This window comes from Nocardia sp. NPDC055053 (assembly GCF_053608285.1).
Genome location: NZ_JBSGVD010000027.1, coordinates 53,929 through 78,801, shown reverse-complemented (window position 1 = coordinate 78,801; position 24,873 = coordinate 53,929). Strand labels below are relative to the sequence as shown.

14 protein-coding genes are annotated in these 24,873 nt (G+C 64.4%); 9 read left to right on the top strand and 5 right to left on the bottom strand.

Features of this window, described 5'->3' with window-relative positions; all coding sequences use genetic code 11:
* The first annotated feature begins 48 nt into the window (after positions 1–48).
* The 4 genes from ACWF82_RS24825 (at position 49) to ACWF82_RS24810 (ending at position 5,884) form a co-directional block, all read left to right on the top strand.
* Complete coding sequence (locus ACWF82_RS24825) at positions 49–2,925, top strand: type I restriction endonuclease subunit R (protein WP_452504824.1); 2,877 nt, start codon at positions 49–51, stop codon at positions 2,923–2,925.
* Positions 2,926–2,967: 42 nt separating this feature from the next.
* Positions 2,968–4,554, top strand: a complete 1,587-nt coding sequence (locus ACWF82_RS24820; protein WP_452504822.1) for a serine/threonine-protein kinase — start codon at positions 2,968–2,970, stop codon at positions 4,552–4,554.
* 272 nt (positions 4,555–4,826) lie between these two features.
* A complete protein-coding gene (locus ACWF82_RS24815) occupies positions 4,827–5,204 on the top strand; it encodes a hypothetical protein (protein ID WP_452504820.1) in 378 nt (125 codons plus the stop codon).
* The gene (locus ACWF82_RS24810) at positions 5,201–5,884 is read left to right on the top strand and encodes a helix-turn-helix domain-containing protein (protein WP_452504818.1); all 684 of its coding nucleotides are present in this window, start codon (positions 5,201–5,203) and stop codon (positions 5,882–5,884) included. The genes ACWF82_RS24815 and ACWF82_RS24810 overlap by 4 nt, the downstream gene beginning before the upstream one ends.
* 329 nt (positions 5,885–6,213) lie before the next feature.
* On the opposite strand, the gene ACWF82_RS24805 is transcribed toward ACWF82_RS24810, so the two are convergent.
* Both ACWF82_RS24805 and ACWF82_RS24800 read right to left on the bottom strand, forming a co-directional pair.
* Positions 6,214–8,262, bottom strand: a complete 2,049-nt coding sequence (locus tag ACWF82_RS24805) for a GmrSD restriction endonuclease domain-containing protein (RefSeq protein WP_452504816.1) — start codon at positions 8,260–8,262, stop codon at positions 6,214–6,216.
* Positions 8,263–8,309: 47 nt separating this feature from the next.
* Complete coding sequence (locus ACWF82_RS24800; protein WP_452504814.1) at positions 8,310–10,274, bottom strand: hypothetical protein; 1,965 nt, start codon at positions 10,272–10,274, stop codon at positions 8,310–8,312.
* 264 nt (positions 10,275–10,538) lie between these two features.
* On the opposite strand from ACWF82_RS24800, the gene ACWF82_RS24795 reads away from it, so the two are divergent.
* From ACWF82_RS24795 to ACWF82_RS24775, 5 genes are all read left to right on the top strand, one after another.
* The gene (locus ACWF82_RS24795; protein ID WP_452504812.1) at positions 10,539–11,834 is read left to right on the top strand and encodes a protein kinase domain-containing protein; all 1,296 of its coding nucleotides are present in this window, start codon (positions 10,539–10,541) and stop codon (positions 11,832–11,834) included.
* A gap of 38 nt (positions 11,835–11,872) precedes the next feature.
* Entirely contained in the window at positions 11,873–17,074 is a 5,202-nt protein-coding gene (locus tag ACWF82_RS24790; RefSeq protein ID WP_452504810.1) for an AAA domain-containing protein, read from the top strand.
* 62 nt (positions 17,075–17,136) lie between these two features.
* Complete coding sequence (locus tag ACWF82_RS24785) at positions 17,137–20,508, top strand: AAA domain-containing protein (protein WP_452504808.1); 3,372 nt, start codon at positions 17,137–17,139, stop codon at positions 20,506–20,508.
* A 525-nt stretch (positions 20,509–21,033) separates the two neighbouring features.
* On the top strand, positions 21,034–21,321 hold the full coding sequence (locus ACWF82_RS24780) for a hypothetical protein (RefSeq protein ID WP_452504806.1): 288 nt from the start codon (positions 21,034–21,036) through the stop codon (positions 21,319–21,321).
* The gene (locus tag ACWF82_RS24775; RefSeq protein ID WP_452504804.1) at positions 21,294–22,523 is read left to right on the top strand and encodes a hypothetical protein; all 1,230 of its coding nucleotides are present in this window, start codon (positions 21,294–21,296) and stop codon (positions 22,521–22,523) included. Before ACWF82_RS24780 ends, ACWF82_RS24775 begins: the two co-directional genes overlap by 28 nt.
* On the opposite strand, the gene ACWF82_RS24770 is transcribed toward ACWF82_RS24775, so the two are convergent.
* The 3 genes from ACWF82_RS24770 to ACWF82_RS24760 are packed head-to-tail and all read right to left on the bottom strand — an operon-like array spanning position 22,501 to position 24,642.
* Positions 22,501–22,860, bottom strand: a complete 360-nt coding sequence (locus ACWF82_RS24770) for a hypothetical protein (protein WP_452504802.1) — start codon at positions 22,858–22,860, stop codon at positions 22,501–22,503. The two genes, ACWF82_RS24775 and ACWF82_RS24770, sit on opposite strands and share 23 nt — an antisense overlap.
* Before the next feature lie 58 nt (positions 22,861–22,918).
* A complete protein-coding gene (locus ACWF82_RS24765) occupies positions 22,919–24,430 on the bottom strand; it encodes a hypothetical protein (protein WP_452504800.1) in 1,512 nt (503 codons plus the stop codon).
* Positions 24,427–24,642, bottom strand: coding sequence for a hypothetical protein (locus ACWF82_RS24760; protein WP_452504798.1), 216 nt, complete (start codon positions 24,640–24,642; stop codon positions 24,427–24,429). Before ACWF82_RS24760 ends, ACWF82_RS24765 begins: the two co-directional genes overlap by 4 nt.
* Positions 24,643–24,873 lie beyond the last annotated feature (231 nt).

The following is a 24,873-nucleotide window of genomic DNA, read 5'->3' as shown; positions in this document are numbered from 1 at the left end:
GCTAAGGGGCTGATGAAGGTCCTTCGGGAGGGGGTGAAGGATCGGGGGGTGTTGATTCGGGTTTCCTACTTCAAGCCGAATCTTGTCGGGTCCGATGACGTGCTGAACGCCTATAAAGCCAACCGGCTCACGGTGGTTCGGGAGCTACCGTATGCGACGAAGCCGGGGACATCGCGGCCGCGGCTGGATCTGGCGTTGTTGCTCAACGGTATTCCGGTGGCAACGGCCGAGTTGAAGAATCCCTTGACAGGGCAAGGGGTCGAGGAGGCAAAGAAGCAGTATCGGGAGGACCGGGATCCTACCGAGCTGATCTTCAAGCATCGGGTGATCGCGAACTTCGCCGTCGACCCGGATCTGGTATTCGTCACGACTCAGCTGCGGTCGGCGAAGACGGTGTTCCTGCCGTTCAACACGGGCTCGGAGGGCCCGGGTAATGCTGGCGGCAAAGGAAATCCGCCGGCGACGGTGGAGGGCAAGTACGCGACCTCGTACCTGTGGGAGCAGGTCTGGCAGCCGGACAACTGGCTCGACCTGCTCGAGCGGTTCGTGCACACCACCGAGAAGAAGGTGGCTGGCGGCAAGGCTGTTCGGTCCACGATCTTCCCGCGATTCCACCAGTGGGATGTGGTCAAGAAGCTCACCGCGCATGCCGCGACCCACGGTTCCGGGCACGACTACCTGGTGATGGCCTCGGCCGGTTCTGGGAAGTCGAACACTATTGGCTGGCTCGCGCATCGACTTAGCGACCTGCATACCGCCTCGTACGACAACCTGGACCCGGATGCGCGGGCGGCCGGATTGCAGCCGGGCGTACCGGTTTTCGACAAGGTCATCATCATCACCGACCGCCGAAATCTGGATTCCCAACTGCGTGACACCGTCGGCGGGTTCGAGCAGGTATCAGGGCTGGTGGTGAAGATCGATGACAAGGTGGGCTCGAAGTCCGAGCAGTTGGCCAAGGCGTTGAGCTCGCAGAGCGGCAAGATCATCACCGTCACTCTGCACACGTTCCCGGCCCTGTTGGACTATCTGCGGCGCGAGCAGACCGAACTCGCCGGTGGGCGCTATGCCGTGGTCATCGACGAGGCGCATTCCTCGCAGTCGGGTGATGCGGCCGCGGCGGTGCGGACCGCGCTGCGGGACATGGGACTCGACGCTGACGATGAGGATCAGGGCGCGGTCGAGGTGAGCATCGACGAGCGGTTGCGTCGTAAGGCAGTGGAGAGGTCGAAGGCTTCGAACATCTCCTACTTCGCGTTCACCGCGACGCCGAAGGCGAAGACGCTGGAGAACTTCGGTACCGGTGACGGCGCCGAATACAGTCCGTTCCACACCTATTCGATGCGCCAGGCCATCGAGGAAGGGTTCATCCTCGACCCGCTGCGCAACTACGTCACCTACAAGGCCTACTACCGGTTGGTGAACCAGAACCCCGACGATGTCGAGGTTCCCGAAGCGAAGGCGTCGAGTCTGCTCGCGCGGTTCGCGTTCATGCACCCCTACGCAGTCGAGCAGCACGCGCAGGTGATCGTCGAGCACTTCATCGCGCACACCCGTGGGCGGCTCGGGGGACGGGCGAAGTCCATGGTGGTGACTGCTTCGCGGCAGAGTGCGGTCGCGATGGCTCGGGCTATAAAGAGGTACCTGGGGGATCGGGAGTATGACGTCAATTATCCGGATGTCGGTGTGCTGGTTGCCTTCTCGGGAACCTTGGAAGTCGACGGCGGGGAGGTCACCGAGCCGTCGGAGAACGGTGGGCTTGCCGAATCCGCACTGCCGAAGGCGTTCCGGTACACCCGCGCAGACGACCGAGCCACGCAGGCGGGTGGCAAGGGCCAGAAGGAGTACCGGATTCTGGTAGTCGCGGAGAAGTACCAGACCGGTTTCGATGAGCCACTGCTCACCACCATGTACGTGAACAAGTCGCTCACCGGTATCGCCGCTGTACAGACGCTGTCGCGACTGAATCGCACCAGGGAGGGGAAGTCGCAGCAGGATCTGGTGGTCCTTGACTTCGTCAACGATGCCGAAAAGATCCAGGAATCGTTTGCGCCGTACTACGAGGATGCGTTCACTCTGCCGACCGACCCGAACCTGCTGTATGTCGCCCGAGACCGAGTTGTCGCGGCCCCGATCCTGATCACTCAGGAGATGAAATCCTTTGCCGCGGCCTACCTGGTGGCCGAGCAGAAGGCCGCCGGATCTGCAGCGAAATGGGCCAAGTTGCATGCCGAGCTGTACCGGCATCTGGAACCGGCTGTCGAGCGGTTCCAGATCTTCCTCAACAGCGAGGAGGAGGACGACGTGGCATTGGCGGAGTCGTTCCGTGCGGACCTCAACGACTACGTGCGTAAATACGGCTTCCTCGCGCAGATCGTGCCCTACCAGGACCCCGACCTCGAACTGCTGCATCTCTACGGGCGTCACCTGCTCAACCGGCTCCCGCGCCGTGCGGACGGCGGACTCGACATCGGCGAGGTCGACCTGAGCCACCTCCGGCTCGAACAGACCGGCGAGCACGACCTCGGCCTGGCTCCGGAAGGCTCGCAGGAGTTGCGGGGATTCGGCGACGGCACCGGTGCGCCGAAGGAACCGGAGAAGTCGCTGCTGTCGGCTCTGGTCGAGCGGTTCAACGAGCGGTTCGGCACCGAGTTCTCCGAGGAGCATCTCGCTATCCCGTTCGACGCGGCCATGAACGAACCACAGGTGGAGCAGGCTCGGCTCGCGAACAAGAATGTCGACGACTTCGGCGTCGTTTTCGACAAGGTGTTTGCCGAGAAGATGGTCGAACACTTCGATACGCTGAATGATCTCGGCGAGCGGTACTTCGCGCGGGACAATGAGTTCAAGAAGGATCTTGATCGGCAGGCACGCACAGCGGCGTTCCGGCTGCTCGGGCGGCGGCACGGACTGCCCGAGATGTAGTGCGGCGGTGGTGAGGCTGTCGCAGGATGGCAGGGGGTCGTAGTGCCGGCACAGCGGATCGGCAATCGATACGAGCTGATCGAGGAGATCGGTTTCGGTGGGTTCGGGTCGGTCTGGCGCGGGTACGACACCGTGCTCGACCGCGAGATCGCGGTGAAGATGATCCGGTTCACCCAGATCAAATCCCCGACCGATGCCGCCGAGTTCGCCGAGCGGTTCCGTCGCGAAGCCCGCATCACCGCACAGATCCGACACCACGGAGTACCGCAGGTCTATGACGCGGTCCTCGACGCCGACCTGACCGAGGTATACCTCGTGATGGAACTCGTCGAGGGCGCGACAACGTTGCGGCACTACCTCGACCCCGATGCGCCGCTGCCGGTGGAATGGGCGGTCGCGGTCGCCGCACAGATCGCGACCGCGCTGTCATACGCCCACGCGCTGCCGGTCGTCCATCGCGACCTCAAGCCCGACAACATCCTTGTCACACCTGGCGGCACGGTGAAGGTCATCGACTTCGGCATCGCCGCGCTCCTCACCGCCGGCGCGGCGAAACTTACCGCGACAGGTATGCCGCTCGGCTCGGCCGCGTACATGGCGCCCGAGCAAACCATCGGTGCCAAGGCGACACCGCGCACCGACCTGTACGCCCTCGGTTGTGTTCTCTACGAAATGCTCTGCGGGTACCCAGTTTTCAGTGGCAACGGCCCGATCGTCATGCACCATCACTACGCCACCGATCCTGTTCCGCCGAGCGAGTTGCGCGCAGAACTGCCTGCGGACTTGGACCGGCTGGTTATGGATCTGCTGGCCAAGGATGCCGAGAAGCGACCGGCCGACGCCGCTGAGGTGTATGAGCGCCTGTTACCGCTACTGCCACCGGTCGGATCAGTTGTCGATCTCGGCGCGGGTCGGTTGTCGGGCGTGCCCGATCCGACCACGGTTTTCCGGCGGCCCAATGCGCCTTTGCAGCCAGACCGAGTCGCGCCGACTGTTCGGTTCCAGGGGGTGCTTCCGGCGACTGCGCCGGTGAGCGATGATGTGCTCGAGCGGCGGCTGGAAACTGTGCTGGCCGAATACCGTGAGTTGATCGCTGACGGCAGGCCTCTGCAGGCTGCGGATGTACTCGGCGGTGTGCTCGAGCCCGCGGGTCGCGCCCTAGGTGCCGAGAGCCCGCGCGTGCTCGACCTCCGATTCGACGTTGCACTCGCCCGCTTCATCGGCGGAGAAATCCGCAAGGCCAGAGTTGAATTCGATGCGCTCGCGGCGGCCTGTGCGCGAGTGCGCGGCTTCGCCGATCAGCTCACGATCGACTGCCGCAAGTTCGCCGTCGACTGCCGCATCGAACTCGGTGAACTCACCGAGGCGCTGTCGGGAATGCGCGCGGTCTTGGCCGATGTGCGGGCCACCCAGAGCGACGGCAGCGAAACCGCGCTGGAGATTCGGCTGGCGTTGGGTCGTTTGTTGGCGCTCATCGGACATCGCGCGGAAGCGCGCACCGCCTTGACCGAGGTGTACGACGACCTATTGCTGGTGCGGGGGCCTGACGACCCGCTGACCCAGGAAGCGGCTGCGACGCTGCAGCGGTTTCTCGACGACGACCCATCAGCAGGCGGCCAGCTCAGGTAACCACGGCTGCATCAAGTACTCACCTGCGCCGGCGGCGCCAGCTGACAGCAACTTGGTGATGACATCGGATTCGAGGTCGGTCAGTGGCCGCGGCTCGATGAGCGTGTTGCTCAGCGGTCAGGGAATGTACGGGTGCTGGTCGCGGGGGCAGCGTTCAAGTACGGTATCGATCGCACCAGCGGGCGAAGCGGGGGTTCCGCTCCCAGTCACATCTTTGCGTCAAAGTTCACGTGCTACTGGATCGGGCAGTACACTGCCAAGAAAGTGAAGTTATGTCTTCATTTGAGCTGGAGGTCATCTATGAAGGACGCGCGCTGACGGTGTACGGCGTGGTGCTGCCGGAACGTGGATGCCTCGTTTCAGACTGGTTGGCGGGCCTGCCGCCGCAGCCTCAGGCTCAGTTCCGGGCAAGGTTGGACAGGTTGACGGAGGTGGGATTCCTGCGAAGCCCTGAGGAGACGCGCCCGTTGCAATGCAACGGCGAGCCGCCGGTACATGAGATCAAGACGAGGTCGGGACACCGGCTCTACATGATCAGGTCGAGGCAGGACTGGGTGGCGACGCACGGCGCGGTCAAACCACCCGATCGCAAGGTATGCGCGCAGGCCGAACGCGCACGGGGGATCTGGAAGGAGGCGCAAGAACAATGACGACTTGGTTCCGGCGGACACCGGAGGCAGAAGCGCTGTTCGCGGAGGAGCGTCTGCTGTTGTCGGCTACCGAGATGGTGCACGGCGCACTGGACGCGAAGGGAATGAGTAAAAAGCAGCTGGCCGAACTGCTCGAGGTCACGCCAACCGAAGTAAGCCAGCGACTCAGCGGCAGGCGCAACCTGACCTTGCGAAGCCTGGCACGAATGATGCACGTCCTCGGATATCGCGTGCGGCTCGACTCCGACACGCTCAGCGGAGCCCCCGGACTCGATGCCGTCGGTGCGCGGGTCAGGCGGCACCTCATGGACCGAGGTGATTCCCCGGCGAAGGTATGGTCGGTCTGCTTCAGAGCCTCGATCAGTGCCGACGGCATCAAAGACCGCGCCGACTTTGCTGCCCATATCGATGAGCTGTGGTCGAATCTGCAAACACTGGACCACATCTCATCTGCCCGGCTGGACCACCGCGAAAGCCAGATCCTGGTCGAACTGCAAGTCCGTGCGGAGGACCTCCTCCAGGCCTGCACTCGCGGCACAGCCGCGGTTCGGACCGCGATCCACAGTGCCGGTGGCGGGACGCCAGGATGGGAGAAGGAGATGGAGAGATTGGTCAGGCAGCTTCGGTTGGATGTCTCGTCCGAACCAGATTGCGTGGACGAAACGCGTGGTCAGGTCTAGTTCTTTCGCGCTCTAGCACGTAGGCAACGACCGCTGCTAGCCTCCAACCTGTGCCTTTCCCTGGGGTTTCGGTGGGCGAAGGCCGCCACATCGGTGAGTTCGGTGGAATCGATTCGAGCCCCTGCTCAGAGGGTTGCGGGATGAGCTCCGCAGTTGTTCGGGGCCCGGCACCGAGAACCGCGCGAATCGCCTGGTGCTTCAGGTCGAATCGAATCTTCGTCACGCACCGCTCCGTCGAGAGAGAGAACTTCGAGACTCGATTTACAGGCACCGGTAGATCTTGCCGAGGCTACTCGTGGGGCTGGTAGGCCACCAGCCCCACGTCGAACTTATTGTGGCGAGCCGAGACTCGCTGCTGCCGTCTGCAGTTGGTCGAGCTCGTCGGAGGTCAGACGTTGAGCTGCGGCCGCCCGACCAGTCGCGGAGAAGCTGACCCCCTCGCTTTCCAGAAGCTGACGCGGATTCTCCGGTATGTCGCCGGGGCCGTAGGAAATCATGCCGTGTGCGTCCAGAACGCGGTGCGCATTTGGTGCGGGGTGGGACCGCAGCCGCGTGCCGACGCGATGGGCTGCTGTGCCGAGTAGTTTGCCAAGATCCCCGTACGTGGTCCAACGGCCCGTGGGCATCACTGTGAGCAGTTGGTGCATTGCGGCCCACGTGGGGTTGTCGGGGAAGGCCGATTCGTCCGCGGGGCCTGGCCAGAATTCGATGATCCGCTCGGCCAGCGCGAGCCCGCGCTTCTCGATTTCGATTGGTCCCCAGGATTTGTGCGCGGCGATGTCCTGGTTCATGCGGATGCTGCTGGCGCGCAGGGTTTCGCGCTTTCGGCTGAACTCGTGGTTGCTCAGGGCTTCGTTGTAGCCCGTCAAGGTGAGATTGCCGAGGGTGTGGAGATAGCGATCGTGAAGGATGTCGACTTCGTCCTCGCCGTACTCGGCGCTCAGGTCCGCGCGCCATTGTGGCGAAAGGCTCTGCGGCATTACGTGTTCAATCGACAGTGACTCTGGCTGGACAGCTTCTCTAGAATGAAACAGGTCCTCGATCCAGGTCATGAGAATCTTGCGGTGGGCGTTACGGCCCGTCAGATAGAGCGGCATGGTCACGATCGCGTCGGTCAGCTGCTTGTCGGTCGCATAGTGCTTGCGACCAGCCGAGAAGTGGACGCGAAGCGCGGTGTCGACAGGCAGTGCGGGGTCGAGTTGCTGCGTAGTTTCGGCGAAAAGGCGATTCAAGCCTTGCGACACGCGGCCAACCAGGAACCGCCGCACCAGCAACGACTCGATGTACAGCAGAGCACGTGCGACTTGTTCGTTCGAGGCCTCGCCTCGGTCTCTGAGGAGCAGCAGGTGCAGAACCAACGGCGCTGGTGAGGTCGAGTCCCACTCGGCTAGACGGGCAAGGCGCACGCGGACATCGGGATCGGGCTCCGCCGTCGGCTCGATCATCAGCCGATACAAGCGGCCGAGTCGTGCGATCCGTTCGATTTCGTCGACGATCTGTTCTTCCGAAGTCAGCTTTTCGAGTCTGGTCTGCTGCGCAGCGAAGGTTTGGCCCTGCTTGACGCTGGGCCGCTTGTGCAGCATGTCTATCCAGAAGAGAGTTTCGATGCGTTCGTTGTCCAGCGAGGCTTGCAATGGCAGCCAGTGGGTGCGGTAGACCTCGTCGCTGCGATTGGGCAGCCGCATGAAGAGGTAGTTGCGGAGGAGGTCGCCTTGGGTCAGTTTCAGGCCAGTGTTGTTGAGGGACTGAAAGATTCGGTGGACGTTGTCGCCTGGGTGTGCGCTGATCGACACCACTGACAGTCCTGATACCACAGCTTGGACGATCTGTGAAAGACCAAAAGGCACATCGTCGGCCGCAGCGAGTTCACTGAGCCGAGCGCGGAAGAACCGATATGCGTTGCCGACTCTGCCGGCATCGTCAGTTGCGGAGCCGTCGATGACGGCGGTGTAGGCAGGCCGGTCGACCTGAGTTGGAAGGAGCTTCAGGCGATCTGGATCGTCGTGGTACTGGTTTGTCAGCAGCTGATTGTGGATGCGATCCGTGTCGCGGCTCGCCGAACCGTCGACTGCTCGCAGATAGTCGCGAATCGCCGCGAGCAGCAGAGTCAGGGTTGTCAGTCGTTGCTGACCATCGACGACGAGGAAGCGGGTTACTGCTCCTGCCACACCCGCCGGCGCAGGGGCCAACACCACCGAACCGATGAAGTGGGTCGAGTCGGGCTCGTCGATGCGATCCTCGGCCAGCTGGATGACATCGCTCCACAGCTCCTGCAGCTGTTCATCACCCCACCCATAGGGTCGCTGGTACAGCGGAACAAGGTACTGCGAGCTCCCCTCGAGAATCCGCTGCAGACTGGTTTCCTGCGCCGCGACCACTCACTTCTCCTTTGTTGTGATGCCACCGAACACCGACGAGGTGCCGTTTACTCGAACACGACGCCCTGCTCGGCTGCCGCCGCATCGATCAGGTGTGCCACTGCTGTCAGAAGCGCATTCGATTCCAGCGCCCGCCCCGTTACCGGCATCGGCGCGCCGCGTTCCAGTATGCGGACGTCGAGCGCCTGGGCTCGGCGGGCGACGGAGCCGTTGCCGGACAGCGCGTAGGCCTCTACCCACTCGGCATGGGGCTCCTCGACGATGCGGCTCTCCACGAGGTTGGTGAGGCGGCTGGTGACGGCGATCATGAAGTTGTCGATCAGGACCTGGCGTTCCTCGGTGCCAGGTCGCGCACCCAGCCACCGCTGCGGGTTCTGGACGACGTTCCAGACCTGCTCGTTCAGGGATTCGCGGAGTTCGGCGACCGGCTTGAGGTTGTCGTATTCGTTGTTGTCCCACCGGTTTGCGACACGGCGGGCCAGCGCCTTGATGCGGCTGCCGTGTTCGGGGAAGACCGAGGCGTGCGACTTGAGTTTAAGGAGGGCTTGCCACTTGTCGCGGAATTCGACAACGGCTTGCGAGATGCCTTCGAACAGTTCGGCCTTGCGATACACCGGGCGGGACTCGCCTGCCCGGTTCGCGATCTCGGGATCGGCGATGTGCGCCAGCAGTTTGTTGAGCTCCTCGATGGTGCGGCGGCCTGCGTTGTTGGTCGACTTGAGCTGCTTGTGGATGCCGCCCACGAAGAACGCGCCGTGCTCGAGGCGCAGTTGCAGAACGCGTTCCGCCGACTCGAGGGCCGGGTTGACCTGGCGGCCCTCGGCTCGGAGCTGGCTCAAGACGTTGTGCAGTGACTGACGGACGTGTTCCTCGCGCTCGGTGAACGTGTCGAGGTTGTCACCCTTGACCTGGTCGAAATGGGTGAACAGGAAGTGCAGTTTCGCCGAGTGACCGGAGATGGCGACGCTTTTCAGGGCGGCGGCAGCGGCGGCCTGCATGGGTTGCTGGGCGTTGTCGACGAGCAGGACGGCGTCGACCTGGTCGAGTTGACGGGAGATGCGGGTCGACAGTGGGGAGGCGTGGGACTTCGCATGGCCGAGGCCTTCGCCGTCGATGAGGACCAGGCGCGGGCGAGTGTCGGCCCACTTGGGGACGAACGGGCCGCTGACGCGGACCGCGCTCACCAGTGGGGTGAGGAGGCGACCGAAGAGTTTGGCATTGTTGCCGGTGAAACGGGTGATGGTGGTGAGGAATTCGGCGCGATCGGTGCTCTGCAAGGTCCACAGGATGGGCCAGTCACGGGAGTCGTAGCGCAGTTCGCCGATGTCGATGGCCTCGAACCGCTGCATCAGCTCGGTGAGGAGCATGTTCACGATCTGGGTGAAGCGGGGGTTGCGCGGGAGATCGGAATCGGCGTTGCGTTCGATATGTTTGGCGACTTCGTCCGCGGGCACTGTGTAGGCGGCCTCGAGGGTGTACTCCTCGACCAACAGCCGGATCGACTGGACAGCGGACTTCAAGGCCCGCACGGTGGCCGCCTCGTCGATCTGGCCGAAGTCGTCGGGGTCCAGGTCCTCGTCTTCGTCGTCCTCGTCTTCGTCGTCGATGACATCGTCGGCCGAGACGGCCTGAATTCGGCCCAGTGCGTAGCTGAACCGGAACCGCTGGTTCACGTGGTCGAGCAGCTTGCGGCCGACGACGGCGTCGTCCTTACCCGCGTAGGCGGCCAGGGCGGCCTCGACGACGTTCTCCTGGAGATGCCCTTCGAGGACGTCACGTGGCGCAAAGGTCACCGCGGCGCGGAATGTGGGCTCGTCGCTGACAATCACCTCCATGTCGGCAACCGTGGTTTTCGCGGTGGAGGTCGACGGGAACTTCTCCGTCGTCGGGTTGGTGCCGAGAAGCTGACGGACGACTGTCGTCTTGCCTGCGCCGGTGGTGCCGAGCAGCAGCACCTTTTGGTAGCCGTCGGTGCTGGTCGGCAGTGGTATGGACCGCTCACGCAAGGACAAGGAATCAGTCTTGGAAAGGTCCACGCCCCCGTTGGCCATGTCGCTGTCACCTATCTTGCTGCAGTCGGCTGGTGGGTCCAGCCTCGGCAACTCTAAAAGCGGCTGAAAACTATGTCAAACGACAAATGTCACGTGCTTTGACGGCGTGACATCGACCGAATGGTTTGGCTGGCACCAGGTCTGGGTAAACATAGCGCCGCCCGCAGCGCCTGGCTTCTTTTCATCCGGTATTTTGTTCCTTCGACCGAGAGGTACGGAGGGGTGATGGTGGCGCTGCAACCGCAGGTCGTCGGTGGTCGGTATCAGCTGACCAGCCAGATCGGCGCCGGCGGTATGGGTCAAGTGTTCGCCGGATACGACCGCCACCTCGAACGTCCGATCGCGGTGAAGCTCACCCGGCCGGACCTGGACACGGACCCGCAGTGGACCCAGCGGTTCATTCGGGAAGCGCGGCTGATGGCCCGCTTGGTGCATCCCGGGCTGCCTGCGATCCACGATGCGGGGATCGAACCGGGTCCGCCCGAACGGCCATACCTGGTGATGGATTTCGTGCACGGTGTGTCACTGGACCGGATCGCCGGGTACCGCAGCATGCTGCCGGTCGGGGTGGTCGCCTCGATCGGCGCACAGGTGGCGGCGGTGCTGGCGGCAGCACACCAGCAATCCATCTTCCATCGTGATCTGAAGCCTTCCAACGTGATGCTGTGTCCGGACGGGACGGTGAAGGTCCTCGACTTCGGGTTGGCGGTGCTGCTGGACGGTGATGTCTCGCGGCTCACCTCCACCGGCAATACACTGGGAACGCCCGCGTATATGGCGCCGGAACAGATCAATGGTGACCCGGTTGTGGCAGAGACCGACCTGTACTCGCTGGGCCTGGTGCTCTACGAGTTGCTCACCGGTGCCCAGGTGATCACCGGGAGCACGCCGTTCTTGTTGTGGCGCAAGCAGATCGAATTGGTACCACCCGAGGTCTCGACGCTGCGCCGCGATGTTCCGCGTGATGTCGTTGCACTGTTGTCGGACATGCTCGCCAAGGATCCGCGGGAGCGGCCGCGCGACGCGACGGCGGTGCACAGCACCCTGCAGCGGCATGTCGGCGGGCTCGACGAGCTCGACGACGTCCGGGAGCCGACGAGCCCGGCGCGACTGTATGCGCAAGCGCTGGTGACACCACCGAGCTACCGAACGGCTCGCACACTGATCGCGCCACCGGCCGACATCGCCTTCACTGAGCCGCGCATTGCGCCCACCGTGCAAGGGTTCGGCGACGACGGGCGCAGCACCGCCGACCGGCATTTCGACGCCGGCGAGTTCGCGATGGCGGCCGAGCTGTATCGAACGCGCGCCGAGGAACTCACCGCCGCGAACGGGCCGTATGACGAGCAGGCGATGTACTGCGTCCAGCGCCTTGCCATCTGCCAACTGCGCCTCGGGAATCCGAAGGCCGCCCTGAATCGGCTCAAGCGGTTGCACCAGCAGATGTCGGTGCGATTCGGTGCGCAGGACCCTCGCGTCATCGAGCTGGCGACCCAGATCGACGGCATCCACGTTCGCTGAGCACACCGGTTGCTCACTACTGTCATTGGAGGATTCGGGTGATCGACACTGCGAACGGGGAACCGATTCCCGCCGATCTCGTCGGTCGTGGTGCACGGCTGTTCGATTTCCTGGCGCATGCCCAGCAGCTGCGGGTGAGCCGGATCAAAGACCTCGCCACCTATCAGCGTGACGGTGAGGTCATCTGGGTGGACGATCTCCCACCCGATCCCGCCGTCACCTATCAGCCGGCCGAGCCGGGTGCGCCGTTCCTCATCGTCGAGAAGACGCAGATTCCGCCTACTCCGGCGCCGCCGCGGATCCTGCGTGACTGGCTGGCCGGGACGATCGACAATCCTGAGGTCGAGCCCGATCTCGCGCCGCGTCGGTTCGATGCCGACGGAACGGAACTCGAACTCGCTGATTACCCGGACGTCGCCACGGCTTACGCGGAGTGGCTGCCAGGGTGGCGGGAGTGGGCGCCGGTGGCGCGACTCAAGCATGCCGTCCTCGCGCTGTATCAGACTCTGTACGAGGTCTATACCCGTTACGAGGGCGAGCGGGAGACCTTCGAGATCGTCTTCGCGCTGGGTCTGCTCACTTGGCATGGCAGCGCGATCGGGTCGGTACGTCGGCACGTGCTCACGGTGCCGGTGGCAGTGCGGTTCGACTCCGGTTACGGTGCGCTGTCGGTCGCGCTGGATCCGGCGAGTACCGGCTACACCCCAGAACTGCAGGACATCGTCGAGGCAGGTCAGATGTCGGCGCCCGGTGATCTGCAACGGGCCGAGGAACAGGCCAGAACCGGCGACGTGAGCGCCTTCGAGCGGGCCGACATCGCAGCCCTGGTCAGGATGTTCGTCAACTGCATCAATCCCGACGCCGAATACCGTGACGATCTCTCGCCTGGGGCCGCGACCTCGAGTCCGATCGCCTACTACGCGCCCGCGATCGTGCTGCGCAAACGCAGCAACCGGGGCATGGTGAACGCACTGCGGGCCGTCGCCGACAACATCAGGAATACCGGATCGTTGCCCGCAGGCATGGTGAACCTCGTCGATCCCGATCATGAGCCAGTCGTGACCGGATGCGACGACGCAGGCGCGATCGTCCACGACGGTCCGGACAAGTTTCTCCCGTTGCAGCTCAACGACGTTCAGCTGCGGATCCTCGACCACGTCGACAACCATGCGCACACCCTGGTCCAGGGCCCGCCCGGCACGGGCAAGACTCACACCGCGGCCGCGCTCATCACCCACTTGCTCGCGCAGGGAAAGCGGGTCCTGATCACCGCGCATACCGACCGGGCGTTGCACGAGGTGCGGCACCGGTTGCCCGACGAGATCAAACCGCTGTGCGTGACCGTCGTCGGTGATTCCCGCACAGAGCTCGAAGAACTGAAGACGTCGGTGAACCGGATCAATCAGGCTGCCGCCGAACATGATCCGGTCCGGTCGAAGCGCACGGCAGCCGCTACCGAGGCGAAGATCGAGGAACTGCGCCGCATTCGTGGCGGCTTGCATCGCGAACTGCTCAGCCTGCGGGAACGGGACATCACCGAACACCGGATCTGTGGGCGGACCGGCACGGTCGCCGACATCGCAACGCAGTGGTGCGCGGGCCGAAACGAATTCGACTGGACTACAGGGCTACTCGCAGCCGGCTCGGCGGAGCAACGCCCATTCTCGGCGGACGAGCTGACCGAATGGCTCGTGCTACTTCGAGACTCTGATCTCGCCGACCCCGAAGCTACGGCACCGGACCTGGTCGCGGCTGCCGACCTGCCCACGGCGGACGACTTCGCGCAATGGCATGCGCGAGAACGGGAAGCCGGTGAACAGCGCGAGTCGTATTCGCATCATCGTGGAACGCATGTTGTCGGTCAGCTGACGGTGCTGTCGCCGGAGGCGCGTGCCGAGCTTGGTCGCGCGGTGGCGGAGCTGGACAGCAAGGCCAAGGATTTCGCCAGTCGACCGGATGCCTGGATGCGCGCGGCCGCCGAAGCGATCCGAGCCGGTCACCAGCACATTTGGCATGGATGTGCGCAGACCGTCGACGCACTCATCCCGCAGATCGACGCGGCGCTCGAGACGATCGGATATACCGACGTCCAGGTGGCCGACGTCGATCTCGCACCGCTGCTCGCGCTGGCGGAAAACCTGCGCAGACATATCGGGCAGGGCGGCAAATTCGAGGTCAAAACCGACGGTAGCCCGAAGCTGGGATTCCTCACCCCGCGAGTGGTCAAAGACGCGCAGCCGTTGTTCGAGCATGTCCGGGTCGACGGCCGGATGCCGACCAAGGTCGAACAGCTGACCGCTTTCCTGGAAACCCAGAACTGCCGACGTCTCCTCGGCCAGCTCGATGCCGCCTGGCCGATGCCGATCCCCGTGGCCGGAACCTTGCGTGACCGTGTCGCCGCGCACCGTGCGGCGCGGACCTTGCTAGGTCGGATTCTGGGTTACGGTGACCGGCTGGCCGCAACCGGTAACGCATTGCGGGACATCGGGGTTGCGGTGCCCAACTGGGCGAAGCCGGACGAAGTCGCGCACCTGCGCGAAGCGTTCGCCGCCGTCGAAGCCGAGCTGGCGTGGCAGCAGACCGGTGTGCCGCTGGCTCGCCTTACCGACCAACTCGACAGCTGGTGCCGGGATCCTCGGGCGACCGACAACCTGCACGAATTGGCCGCCGCCGTCCGCGAGCGAGATGTCGCCACATACCGGCTGGCCGGCGAGCGACTCACCCAGCTGCACCGGCTCCGGCACGCTTTTGCGCGTCGCCGTGAACTCGATGCCAAAATCTCCGAGCAAGCCGACCTGCACGCCGCCGTGACCGCAGATCCGGACAATCCTGAGTGGACCGGCAGGTTCGCCGCGTTCCAAGAAGCGTGGCAGTGGAATGCCATGGGCAAGTGGCTGAACAGCCACAACGTGGGCGAGGTCAATGATCTGTGCCGCCGTCTGGACGGTGTCGAGGAGCAGCTGCGGGTGCAGGCGACGATCCTTGCCACCATCAGAGCGTGGGACCGCGCGGTGGACAGACTCACCAACAAGGCGCGAGCCGACCTGCTGCAGTACTCGCAATTGGTCAAGGATCGGGGTAAGGGCACCGGCCAGCATGCGGCACGCAAGCTGGTCGGCTTGCAGCGGGCATTGGCGGAGTGCAGGCCCGCGGTGCCGGTGTGGATCATGCCGATCTATCGCGTGGTCGAGCAGTTCGAGATCAAGCCGGACATGTTCGATGTGGTCGTCGTCGACGAGGCGTCGCAGGCCGGTGCCGCCGCAGTGCTTCTCCAGTATCTCGCACCGCGGATCGTCGTGATCGGTGACGACAAGCAGGTTTCGCCGTCGGCGGTCGGTGTGAATGAAGGCGAACTCAACAGCCTCAGCAAGCAGTACCTCGCCGGCGATCGCTACATCGACACGTGGAAACTGCCCAAGCGCAGCCTGTTCGACGAGGCAGTGATGCGATTTCCGAAGAAATTGACGCTGGTCGAGCACCGACGGTGTGTTCCGGAGATCATCGGGTTCTCCAACAAGATCGCCTACGAGCCCGAAGGTGTGTCTCTCATACCGGTGCGCCGGTTCGGCAGCGATCGACTGCCGCCGGTACGCACGGTGTATGTCGAAGGTGGACAGGAGATTCGGCCCAAGGTCAACGAGGTCGAAGCCGACCGGATCGTCGAACAGATCGCTGCGTGTGTTGCCGACCCCGCGTACGACGGCAAGTCGTTCGGTGTCATCTCGCTGCTCAGCTCGGAACAGGCAAAGGTCATCTGGCGCAAGCTGATCGACGTCGTGCCGCCCGAGGAATTCGAGGCACGACACCTGCACTGCGGAGATGCCGCCGATTTCCAGGGCGCCGAGCGCGATGTGATCTTCCTCTCGCTGGTCGTCGCACCTCGCGAAGGGGGCAGGCTGACGGCGCAGACACAGGACGCCACCGTGCAGCGCTACAACGTCGCGGTCTCCCGTGCTCGCGATCAGGTGTGGTTGTTCCACTCGGTGACCACCCAGCACCTCTCCAACAGTGAGGACATGCGATTCCGGCTGCTGGACTACTTCCAAACCGTCGAGGCCGGTGCCGAGGAATCGGACTCTCCCGCAGAAAGATTCAGCGACGACACGCTGATCAACCCCTTCGAGTCGCTGTTCGAACAGCAGGTTTACAACGGGCTTGTCGACAGGGGCTATCAGGTCACCGCCCATCACACGGAGACCGCCTGCGATCTGGACATCGTTGTGACCGGTCGTGGCGGACAGCTTGCTGTGCAGTGCGACAGCGATCGCTGGCAAGGCGCAGATGCCTACCGTGCCGAACTTGCGTTGCAGCGCGACCTGGAACGATGCGGATGGCCGATCCATCGGATCCGGCAGGCCGAGTTCATCGTCGACCCGGAGGGGTGCCTGGATTCGCTGTGCGCGGTCCTCGACGGTCACGGGATTATGCCGCGCGGGGACGATGCCGAGGATGCCACCGTCGAGCCGTCGCAGCCGGAGACAGACATACTCGATGAATTCGATTGGGAAAGGCCACAACCGGCATCGCCTACTGAACCGATAGCCGACGAGCCCGCCGTGGCCGTGGACGGGATCGACCTGACGGATCCGGCGCGATGGTTGAAGCCCGCAATATCAGCGTCGGAAACTGTCGGACCCGGGGAGTCGACGGTGGCCACGATGGGCGAATACCCCGAGTTCACAGGCGTACTGGAGAGCCCGACTTCAGCTACGCACGCCACGATCGTGGCCGATCTGTGCGGCATCGTCGCTGTCGAAGGCCCGGTGACCGGGCTCCGTTTGCGGGCGGTCTACGTCAGCGCGGCGAAGACGCGAGAGCGTGACAACGTCAAGTGCGCGATCGATCGCGCACTCCATGCCGCGGTGGCACATGGGCGATTGCTCGTCGACGATCCGCTCGAGCTCGGGGACCCGGGTCTGATGGCCTACCGTGTGCCCGACCAGCCCTTGTCGCGATGGCGAGTGCGAGGTCCGCGCCTCATCGAGCAGATTCCACCGCGCGAGCTGGCAGAGGTGATGGCCTACCGCGCACAGACCTTCGCCTGGGCCAACCAGGGCGACCTGTTTCGTGCGGTGATCAAATCGTTCGGGCAGTTGCGGCTGACCGGCAATGCAACTGGGGCACTCGAGCGGGTCGTAGATTTGGCGCACTCGCTGGATGACGGCGCGTCGGTGATGTCGCCGCCGCCGACAGAGATGATTCGCGCAGACCCCGGGCCGGATCTGGATCAGTGGAGCTGATGATGAATTCGTCTACACCACAACCCTTTTAGTGGTGCACGACTAGCATTGAACCTCGGATCGTGTCGGTGTCGCCGATGATCGGAGGGGTCGCCGTGGGCTGGCGTGAAGAAGTGGTAATTGCACTACGCAGGTGGCGGGCGATGGAGGCCGGGGGCGCTTCCGAGCCGTCGTGGCGCCGAGTCGGTAGCGCGGTGCGTGCCCAGCAACCGGGTGAATTCGTGGTCGATATGCGGGGCTCCATGCTGGGCACCGATCAGTTGCAAGCCGAGAATCTGCGTCTCGGGGAATCGGATCGGTCAGCCGCCGACAAGGGCTACTCGGTGATGGAGGTGCTGCCGGAAGGATCATCGATTCGGGTGCGTGTTGCCGAGTTTGCCGACCCGGTCGAACCCACAGTGTGGCTGTTCCAGCAGCCCGCGACATTTCTCATCGACTCCTTGATCGACGGGATCTCCGGGATCACCGATGAACGACTGGCCGGCCTGCTCGCTCGCGGCGAATTGGCGGGTGAGCTCTCCACGGCCAGCCTTCCCGCGGGACTGATGCTGCCGAGCCAGGATCTGGCATACCGCGCGTGCCGTGGACGTGGTCTCTGGATGGTGTGGGGTCCGCCGGGAACAGGGAAGACCTCGGTGCTGACGCGCGCGATCGGCGACTTGATCGCAGAGGGCAAGCGAGTGTTGCTCGTTTCGGCGACCAACGTCGCGGTCGACAACGTCGTCGTGAAGGTCGCTCCAATCGCGACCGAGCAGCCCGGAGCAGTCGTGCGGGTCGGGACTCCGCACCTGCAGCAGGTTGCCGAGAATGCCGAGGTTTGCTTGCCGCTGATGGTAAGGGCGAGGCTCGACGACCTCGACCGGGAACGCGCAACCGTGGCCAAGGACCTGGCCGGAATCAGCAAGCGGGCAGCCGAACTCGATGCTCTCGACTCCGCGCTGGCGGAGTTCGATCGGGTTCGATTCGAACAGGCGGAGCGGCGAACCAAGAACCCGGCTTTCGCTGTCGACTATCTGGCCGGGCAAATCGCGTCCGCAACAGGTGAGCTCGATACTGCGACAGCGTCGCGCGCCCGGGCACGTCGCGCCGTGGAAAGCAAACAACGTCGAGTCGACGATATTGCCGACGACAGGGCGCGATGGGACGAGATCACCCGACTGACTACGGAATACGCAGAGCTGGAAGGCAAGTCCAGTAGCGCCGAACTCGAGCTGATACTGGGCCAGCAGGAGCTCGCCGATGCCGAGTTCGCAGTGACGAGTCTCGAGAAACAACCAGCATGGGAGCGCTTGCGAAATCGGTCGCAACTGTCGGCCGCCCGCGCTTCGCGCGATGCATTGCTCTCGGAAATGCCCGCACTGACCGCCCGACGCGACCGGATCGTGAAACCGATTGCCCGGCAGATGGCCCACCTCCGCGCGGAGATTGACCGCATCCAACGGCGGACTGCGGTGAGTCAAGACGCCGTCCAAGCAGCGCTGGCCGCGCTGCACCGCGCGGAATCGGAGCACACCCATCTGGAGGCGCAAAGGCTTCGGTGGGAGACCGATCTTCGCCGTCTCGAGGACGAATTGAATCGGACCGAGGTCGCGGCCGATGTGGTGAAATCCGATCGGCGGCGGGGCTTTCCAGCCAAACATGCCCAGACCGAGTTGCTGCGCGTACTGTGCGCAGACGACGCAACTCGCGAGGCGGGCCTACGAGCCCACCATCGGGATCTCGAAGAGACCTATGCGGCGATGGCGAAAGATGCGCAGGGTGAGATCATCCGCTCGGCCAGGCTCGTCGCGACAACGCTCGCCCGGTTCCGCACGAATGCCGCGGTGCTGGCGGGGGCATACGATGTCGTCCTTGTCGATGAGGCCGGGGCCGCTGCACTTCCGGACGTGTTGCTCGCGGTCTCGGTTGCCCAGCGGACGGCGATACTGCTCGGCGACTTCATGCAGCTCGGTCCGGTTGTGCCCCGGGCGCTCAATGGTAGTCGGGACGCGGGAATCAAACGTTGGTTGCTCACCGAGGTGTTCGAGCAGTGTGGAATCACCTCTACAAGGACCGCGGCAGTCAATCCGGGATGTATCACCTTGGATGTCCAGCATCGGTTCGGTCGAGCCGTGATGGATCTGGTCAATGACATTGCCTACGACGGACTGCTCAGCGCGGGACCGACCATTCAATCGCGGTACTCCGATGCGGAACCCGGCGAGGCCGAGATTGTGCTGGTTGATACCGACGAACTTACCGACCTCGGACAGGTATACCTTTCCGGTCGCGCCAGCGGCTGGTGGCCGGCCGGGTTGCTGTTGTCTCGGGCGATCGCCGAGATGCACGCTGCGGACTCGACGACAATTGGGGTCGTTACCCCTTACGCCATGCAGGCCGAGGCGACGTTGGAGGGGATGCGGCAAATTGAACACGACAACAACATTCTGGCGGAAGTCGGGACAGCACACCGTTTCCAAGGGCGTGAGTTCGGTGTGGTGATCTTCGACCTCGTGGAATCCGCGGATGGGCCGCGCATGTGGATGGCGAAGGCGGGCAGCGGACCTAGCGACGGTACGTTCGCTCGGGACGGACTGCGTTTGTTCAACGTCGCGGTGACCCGTGTCCAGCAGCGGGTCTATCTCATCGGGAGCCGGCGTCGCGTCGAGACATCGCCGGGGCACACGGCGTTGGGGGCGCTGGCAAAGATGCTGGCAGGCAGGCGGGTTCGAACATTGTCCGCCGCTGCTCTGGTGACGCCGCAGGTGGGCGATACGGTTCTGGGGCCGGTGGGGGCGCGGCTCGCCGAGATCTTGGCACGTCACGTCGAGGTCAGCGACATCCAGGATGAGAAGGAGTTCTACCGGACATTCGAAGAAAGGCTCGACCGGGCGAACGAATCCATCTGGATCTGGGCACCGTGGGTCGCTACTCGTGTTCGCAGCCTCCTTCCCGTGCTGCGGCGTGCGGCCGAGCGCGGCGTGCGGATCGTGGCCTTTGTCCGTGATCCCAGCGACAAGCTGCAGCAGAGGTGCCAAGACTACGTCGATGAACTCGCGGTAGTGGTCGACACCGTGATCTATGTCCACGAGATGCATCAGAAGATAGTGGTGATCGATGAGCGGCTGGTGTTACTCGGCAGCCTAAATCCGCTGTCGCAGAGCCGAACCCGCGAGGTGATGCTGGCAATGCACGGCAACCACTTCGCGAGGAAGATCCTCGCCGGGCAGCACGCCGACATCTTCTCGCAACCGCCGGCGTGCGAGGGCTGCCTGCGTCGAGACGTGGACCTCAAGCGAGGACAGAAGGGCTGGTATTGGCGGTGCCGGAATCAGCAATGTCCGCAGCGAAAGGACAGTCGGGCTTGGAAGCAGGACATCGATCTCGGCGAGCCAGAGCCGTCCACATCACGGCGCGGAGCACGCCATCGACCGCGGGTACCCCGTACCGGGTGAATGAGCCAGGCCTGGCAGGGGACATCAACAATGACGGTCGCGCTCTCGCATGAGCCGTCGGAGGGTTCCCTTGCCGGCTCGACACGCGCCAGTGCGTGCGGCTGACAATCGGAAGCTGGTTGCAGTGCGCAGGATTGGGCCAGTACCTGTTCGATCGACAGGTCGGTCGTTCAACAACACCAGTCTCATTCTCACCAGGGCGTCTTGCTGCGTCAGCCGGTAGGGAATGTTCTCAGCGGTCGAGGTAATCGTTGTCATGGTGGGGACTCCGAAGAGCGCCGACGACAACGTACTCGGCTTCGCAGTCGCACCTGACCAAGCTTTATGTCAATTACCTATTATGTCCCACATGGGGTCACGAGCTGAGATCACTGTCGTCAGTGGGGGCGTTCAGCAGAAGTACTACACGCACTGGGGTGCCCGCTCGTTGCATCTGGAGTTGCTACCGGGCCGGCGGCCGCGCTGCGATTCGCGCGTGCGCAGGAGCCGGTCGAGAATTGGGTCTACGACCTGGAAGCGGCGGCTGTGATCGACCTGGACCGGCGGATGCTGCTCTGGAATTCGCTGACTTGTGAGGAGAAGTGCACGCGCCGTGCGGTTTTCGAAACCATGTGGATCACCTGGCCGGACTGGAGCATTGTCTGGGTGGGCGAGCGGGATTTCGACCTGAACGAGTACTGCGCGGGGCGATGGCCGCTATGCCTCGTCACGGTGGCGGGTGGTCCGAAAGCGCGGCTCTATACATCCACCTTCGACCTTGCCGCGTTGCTGGAGATGGGCCCGCATTGCTCGACACGATCGCCGGTTGGCTAGTGGCCCGGCGGTTGCCCACCGTGCCCAAGGACGGGTTGCATCTCGATCCGGAGCAGCGATTCGGCGCGGTGTGGAGTTGGGGTGACGGATATGACGCTGTCGAGGCCTATGCCGGGTACCGGCCGGGGTGGCGTTGGGAGAACTGGAAGGACCAGCTTCCTTCGGACGATCCAGTTGACGAAGTTCTGGCTGCGGGGCTGCCGGGAGCGTTCAGCAAGCTGTCAAAGGATTCCGAAAAACATCAGGTGATGGATGCGGGCACCGAGGGAGCGGCTTTGCTGCTGAGGTTCGCGGGCCACTTCGCATCTCTCATGAGGACAACGGGAGCGAAGGTATCGACAGTCGAGGACAACTCCTTCACGCACCACCCGATCGAGCTCACACCTGCGAACTCGCCGACACGCGCGAGGCCATCGCCACGGCCGCGCTTCGGGCCTGACAGCTGCTGGGGCGGCCTCCACGCCGTCGATCCAGGGTGTCAGAAACCTTGCGTTGCGCCGCGCTGGCTCGGTAGCCGAGTCGAACGGCGGACGAGATCAGGTTGTCGGCGCAGCGATATCGTGGCGCTGATGAGGCTGTGGACGCTGCAGGCGCCCGAAGTTGTTACGACGGTGCGTCATGTCGGTGTCTACCGTGCTGAATGGGACCTGGTTGTCGGTAACTGGCGTGATGCGTATGCCGAGATGGTGGCGGAGATGCGGCGGCGTGGTATCGACGGTGGTGGGGCGCCTCCTGTGTGGTGCTGGCCCGGCCGGGCGTGGCGGCGCGGGGCCGTTCGGATGTCGGCGAGCATGCTGCTCGGAGATCATGAATGGGCGCACGGTCGGTGGTTGTTGAAGCTGGATGTGCCCGCTGAGGTGGCGTTGGCGACCTCGTATGCGGTGTGGAACGACTATCTCGGCTATACGACCGGTTTTCAGGATCAACCCGAGCAGATGGATTGGTCTGGTCGGAAGACCTGGGAGTTCGACGAGATCCAGGTGTGTATTCCGGAGTTGCGTCGGGAGTGGGTTGTGCGCGCTCGGCCGTACGCGCCGGATGCGGACACGGTCGCTCGTATCGAGGCGGATCCGGTGTTGCGTGATCGGTTCGCTCTGACTCGTGATGAGCTGCGGCGACGAACGATTCGTGAGCGCATGGGCATGTTCCGGGCGCAGCACCCGCGCAATGGATCTCGATTCATTGGCCGAACGAGAATCTGAGGTTCGCGTTGATGAGTGTGTTCAGGCGGTAGCGAAGATGGCCGACTGCCGAATCGTCGAGGTTCGGGGTGTCGATGTAGAGGGTCCAGCGGAGGTCGGTGCCACCTCGGCCGTCCGCGGGGAGGTCGAAGCGGATGCGGGCCGTGGGGTGTTTCGGCCACAGTGAGCTCCAGATGACGAGGTCGGGAGCGTTGTCCTTGAGGACGTTCGGGCGTTGCTCGTCGGGGAGCAGGGTCAGCCAGGGGCGGGACGGGTCGCGGTCCGGGTTTGTGAGGGCGGCATAGACGGCTTGGGGTGGCGCGGGCTGGTTGCGCTTTCTGCTGCCTATGGGGTGCATGGCGCGGATGGTAACGGGGAACCGCGGTCGGTTGCGGTGACCGCGGTTCGTTGGTGGGTCAGGTCGACAGGACCTCTGCGATGTCGCTGTGTCCGCAGCGGGCCGCCTGGGTCGCGAGGAGGGTGCGGAGGCGGGGTGGGAGGTCGGAGTTGAGGGCCGCCACGGACTTCCAGATTTCCGGGTCGGTGGTGGTGAAGGAGGTGACCAGGGACTCGAGGATGTCGGATTCGGCGAGGAGGGTCAGGGAGTGGGCTCGGGCGGTGGGGTCTTGGCGGAGGACGATGCGGATCAGGGTGGTGGTGGAGCCGGTGGCGGGGGCCGCGGTGAGGGCGGCGTGGAAGTGGGGGGTGGAGAGGGTGGTGATGGTGGTGGCGAGGAGGTCGTGGGTGTGGGGTGGGAGGACGTCGACGAGGGGGAGGGCTGCGGGCCAGAGGTTGTGGGCGGCGGCTGTTGTGACGGCGGCGGAGAGGGTGTCTGGGCGGTGCATGATGGGGAGGGCGGCGAAGCGGCGGCGGGCGGGTTCGTCGAGGGCCAGGGCTACGGGGATGAGGGTGTTCCAGTGGTTGGCGGTGTGGGCCTGTTCGATGAGTGCGGTGAGTGCGTCGTCCGGCTCCGCGGAGATGCGGGCGGCGACGGTGTGGAGTTGGGTGGGGGTCAGGTGTTCGGCGAGGGGGAGTAGGTCGAGCCAGAGGTTTTGGGTGAGGGCGAGGTCGGCGATGGTGGTGAGGACGGCGGGGGCTTGCATGATCGGGCGTTCGGCAAGGCGTTGCAGGGCTGTGGGTTCCATGCCTGCGGCTACGGGGAGGAGGGTGTCCCAGGCGTCGAGGTCGGTGACGGCGGTGAGGAGGGCGTCGAGGATTTCGGGGTCCTGGTCGGCGACGACGTTGCCCAGGTGGGAGCGCTCGGTGGGGCCGAGGAGGTCGAGGAGGGTGATTGCTTCGGACCATTTGTTTTCGGCGGCGGTGGCGCGGAGCATGCCGGGGACGCGGTCGGTGACGATGGCCAGGAGGCGGTCGGCGGCGGCGGTTGCCTCGAGGTAGTAGCCGACGTGGAGGAGGTCGATGTCGGCGGCGTGGGGGAGGGCGGCGCGTAGGACTCGGTCGGGGACCGAGCCGGCGAGGCGGCCCATTGTCAGATAGTCGTCGCGAGCGATCAATTCGCGGGCGGTGGCGGCGGCCATGCGGTCGGGGACCTCGGCGATGAGGGCGGTGGCGCGGCGGGGGTCGAGGGTGACGGTGGCGTCGGCGAGGAAGCTGGGGGACAGGGCGCTCGCGATGGCGACGGCGCGGGAGGGGTCCACCGAGCCGGCGATCGCGGCGGCCAGGACGGGGCCGAAGGCGGCCTCGGTGATCTTGGCGGCGATGGGAGCGGGGATGAGTTTGGCGGCGGCGCCGATGCGTTGCATGCGGCGGGATTCGCGCTCGGCGATCAGGTCGGTGATCTGGTCGCGGAAGCGGCGGAGGGCGGCCGGTGGGAGTGTGGCGAGGAAGTCGAGGTCGGCGGGGTCTTGCCGGTCGAGGACGCGGGCGAGTTTGGCGAGCTCGGCGGTGTTGTGGTGGGTCGCGGTCACAGTCCGAGCACCTTCTTCACGGCGGGGCGGGCGAGGCGGGGGATCAGGCGCATGCCGGAGTTGACGGCGCCGTCGAGGGCGGCGCGGCGGGTGTCGAGCGCCGCGCGGACGTAGGCGTCGAGGCGGGCGAGCTCGTCGGAGGTGAGGGTGGCGAATTCCGGGGGCGGTGGGGCGCCGAGGGTCGTGGTGAGTTGATCCAGGGCATTCGGCACGGACCGGCTCCTTTGTGCTGGGTCGGCAGAACGTACTGCCGGTACGATTGGTGATACTGCCGGTCCGGAAAGTGAATGTAAAGGCCGCTCATCGACAAGTGCCGGACTTCCGGGCATGTCCGCGCTGCTTGGTCTGGCGATCGGCGGCACGATCACTTCAGGGCGTATCCAGTGTCTTTGGCACCGCCGAGTCCCGCGTCTGTCGCGGCGCTATCGGTTGATCGAGGTCCT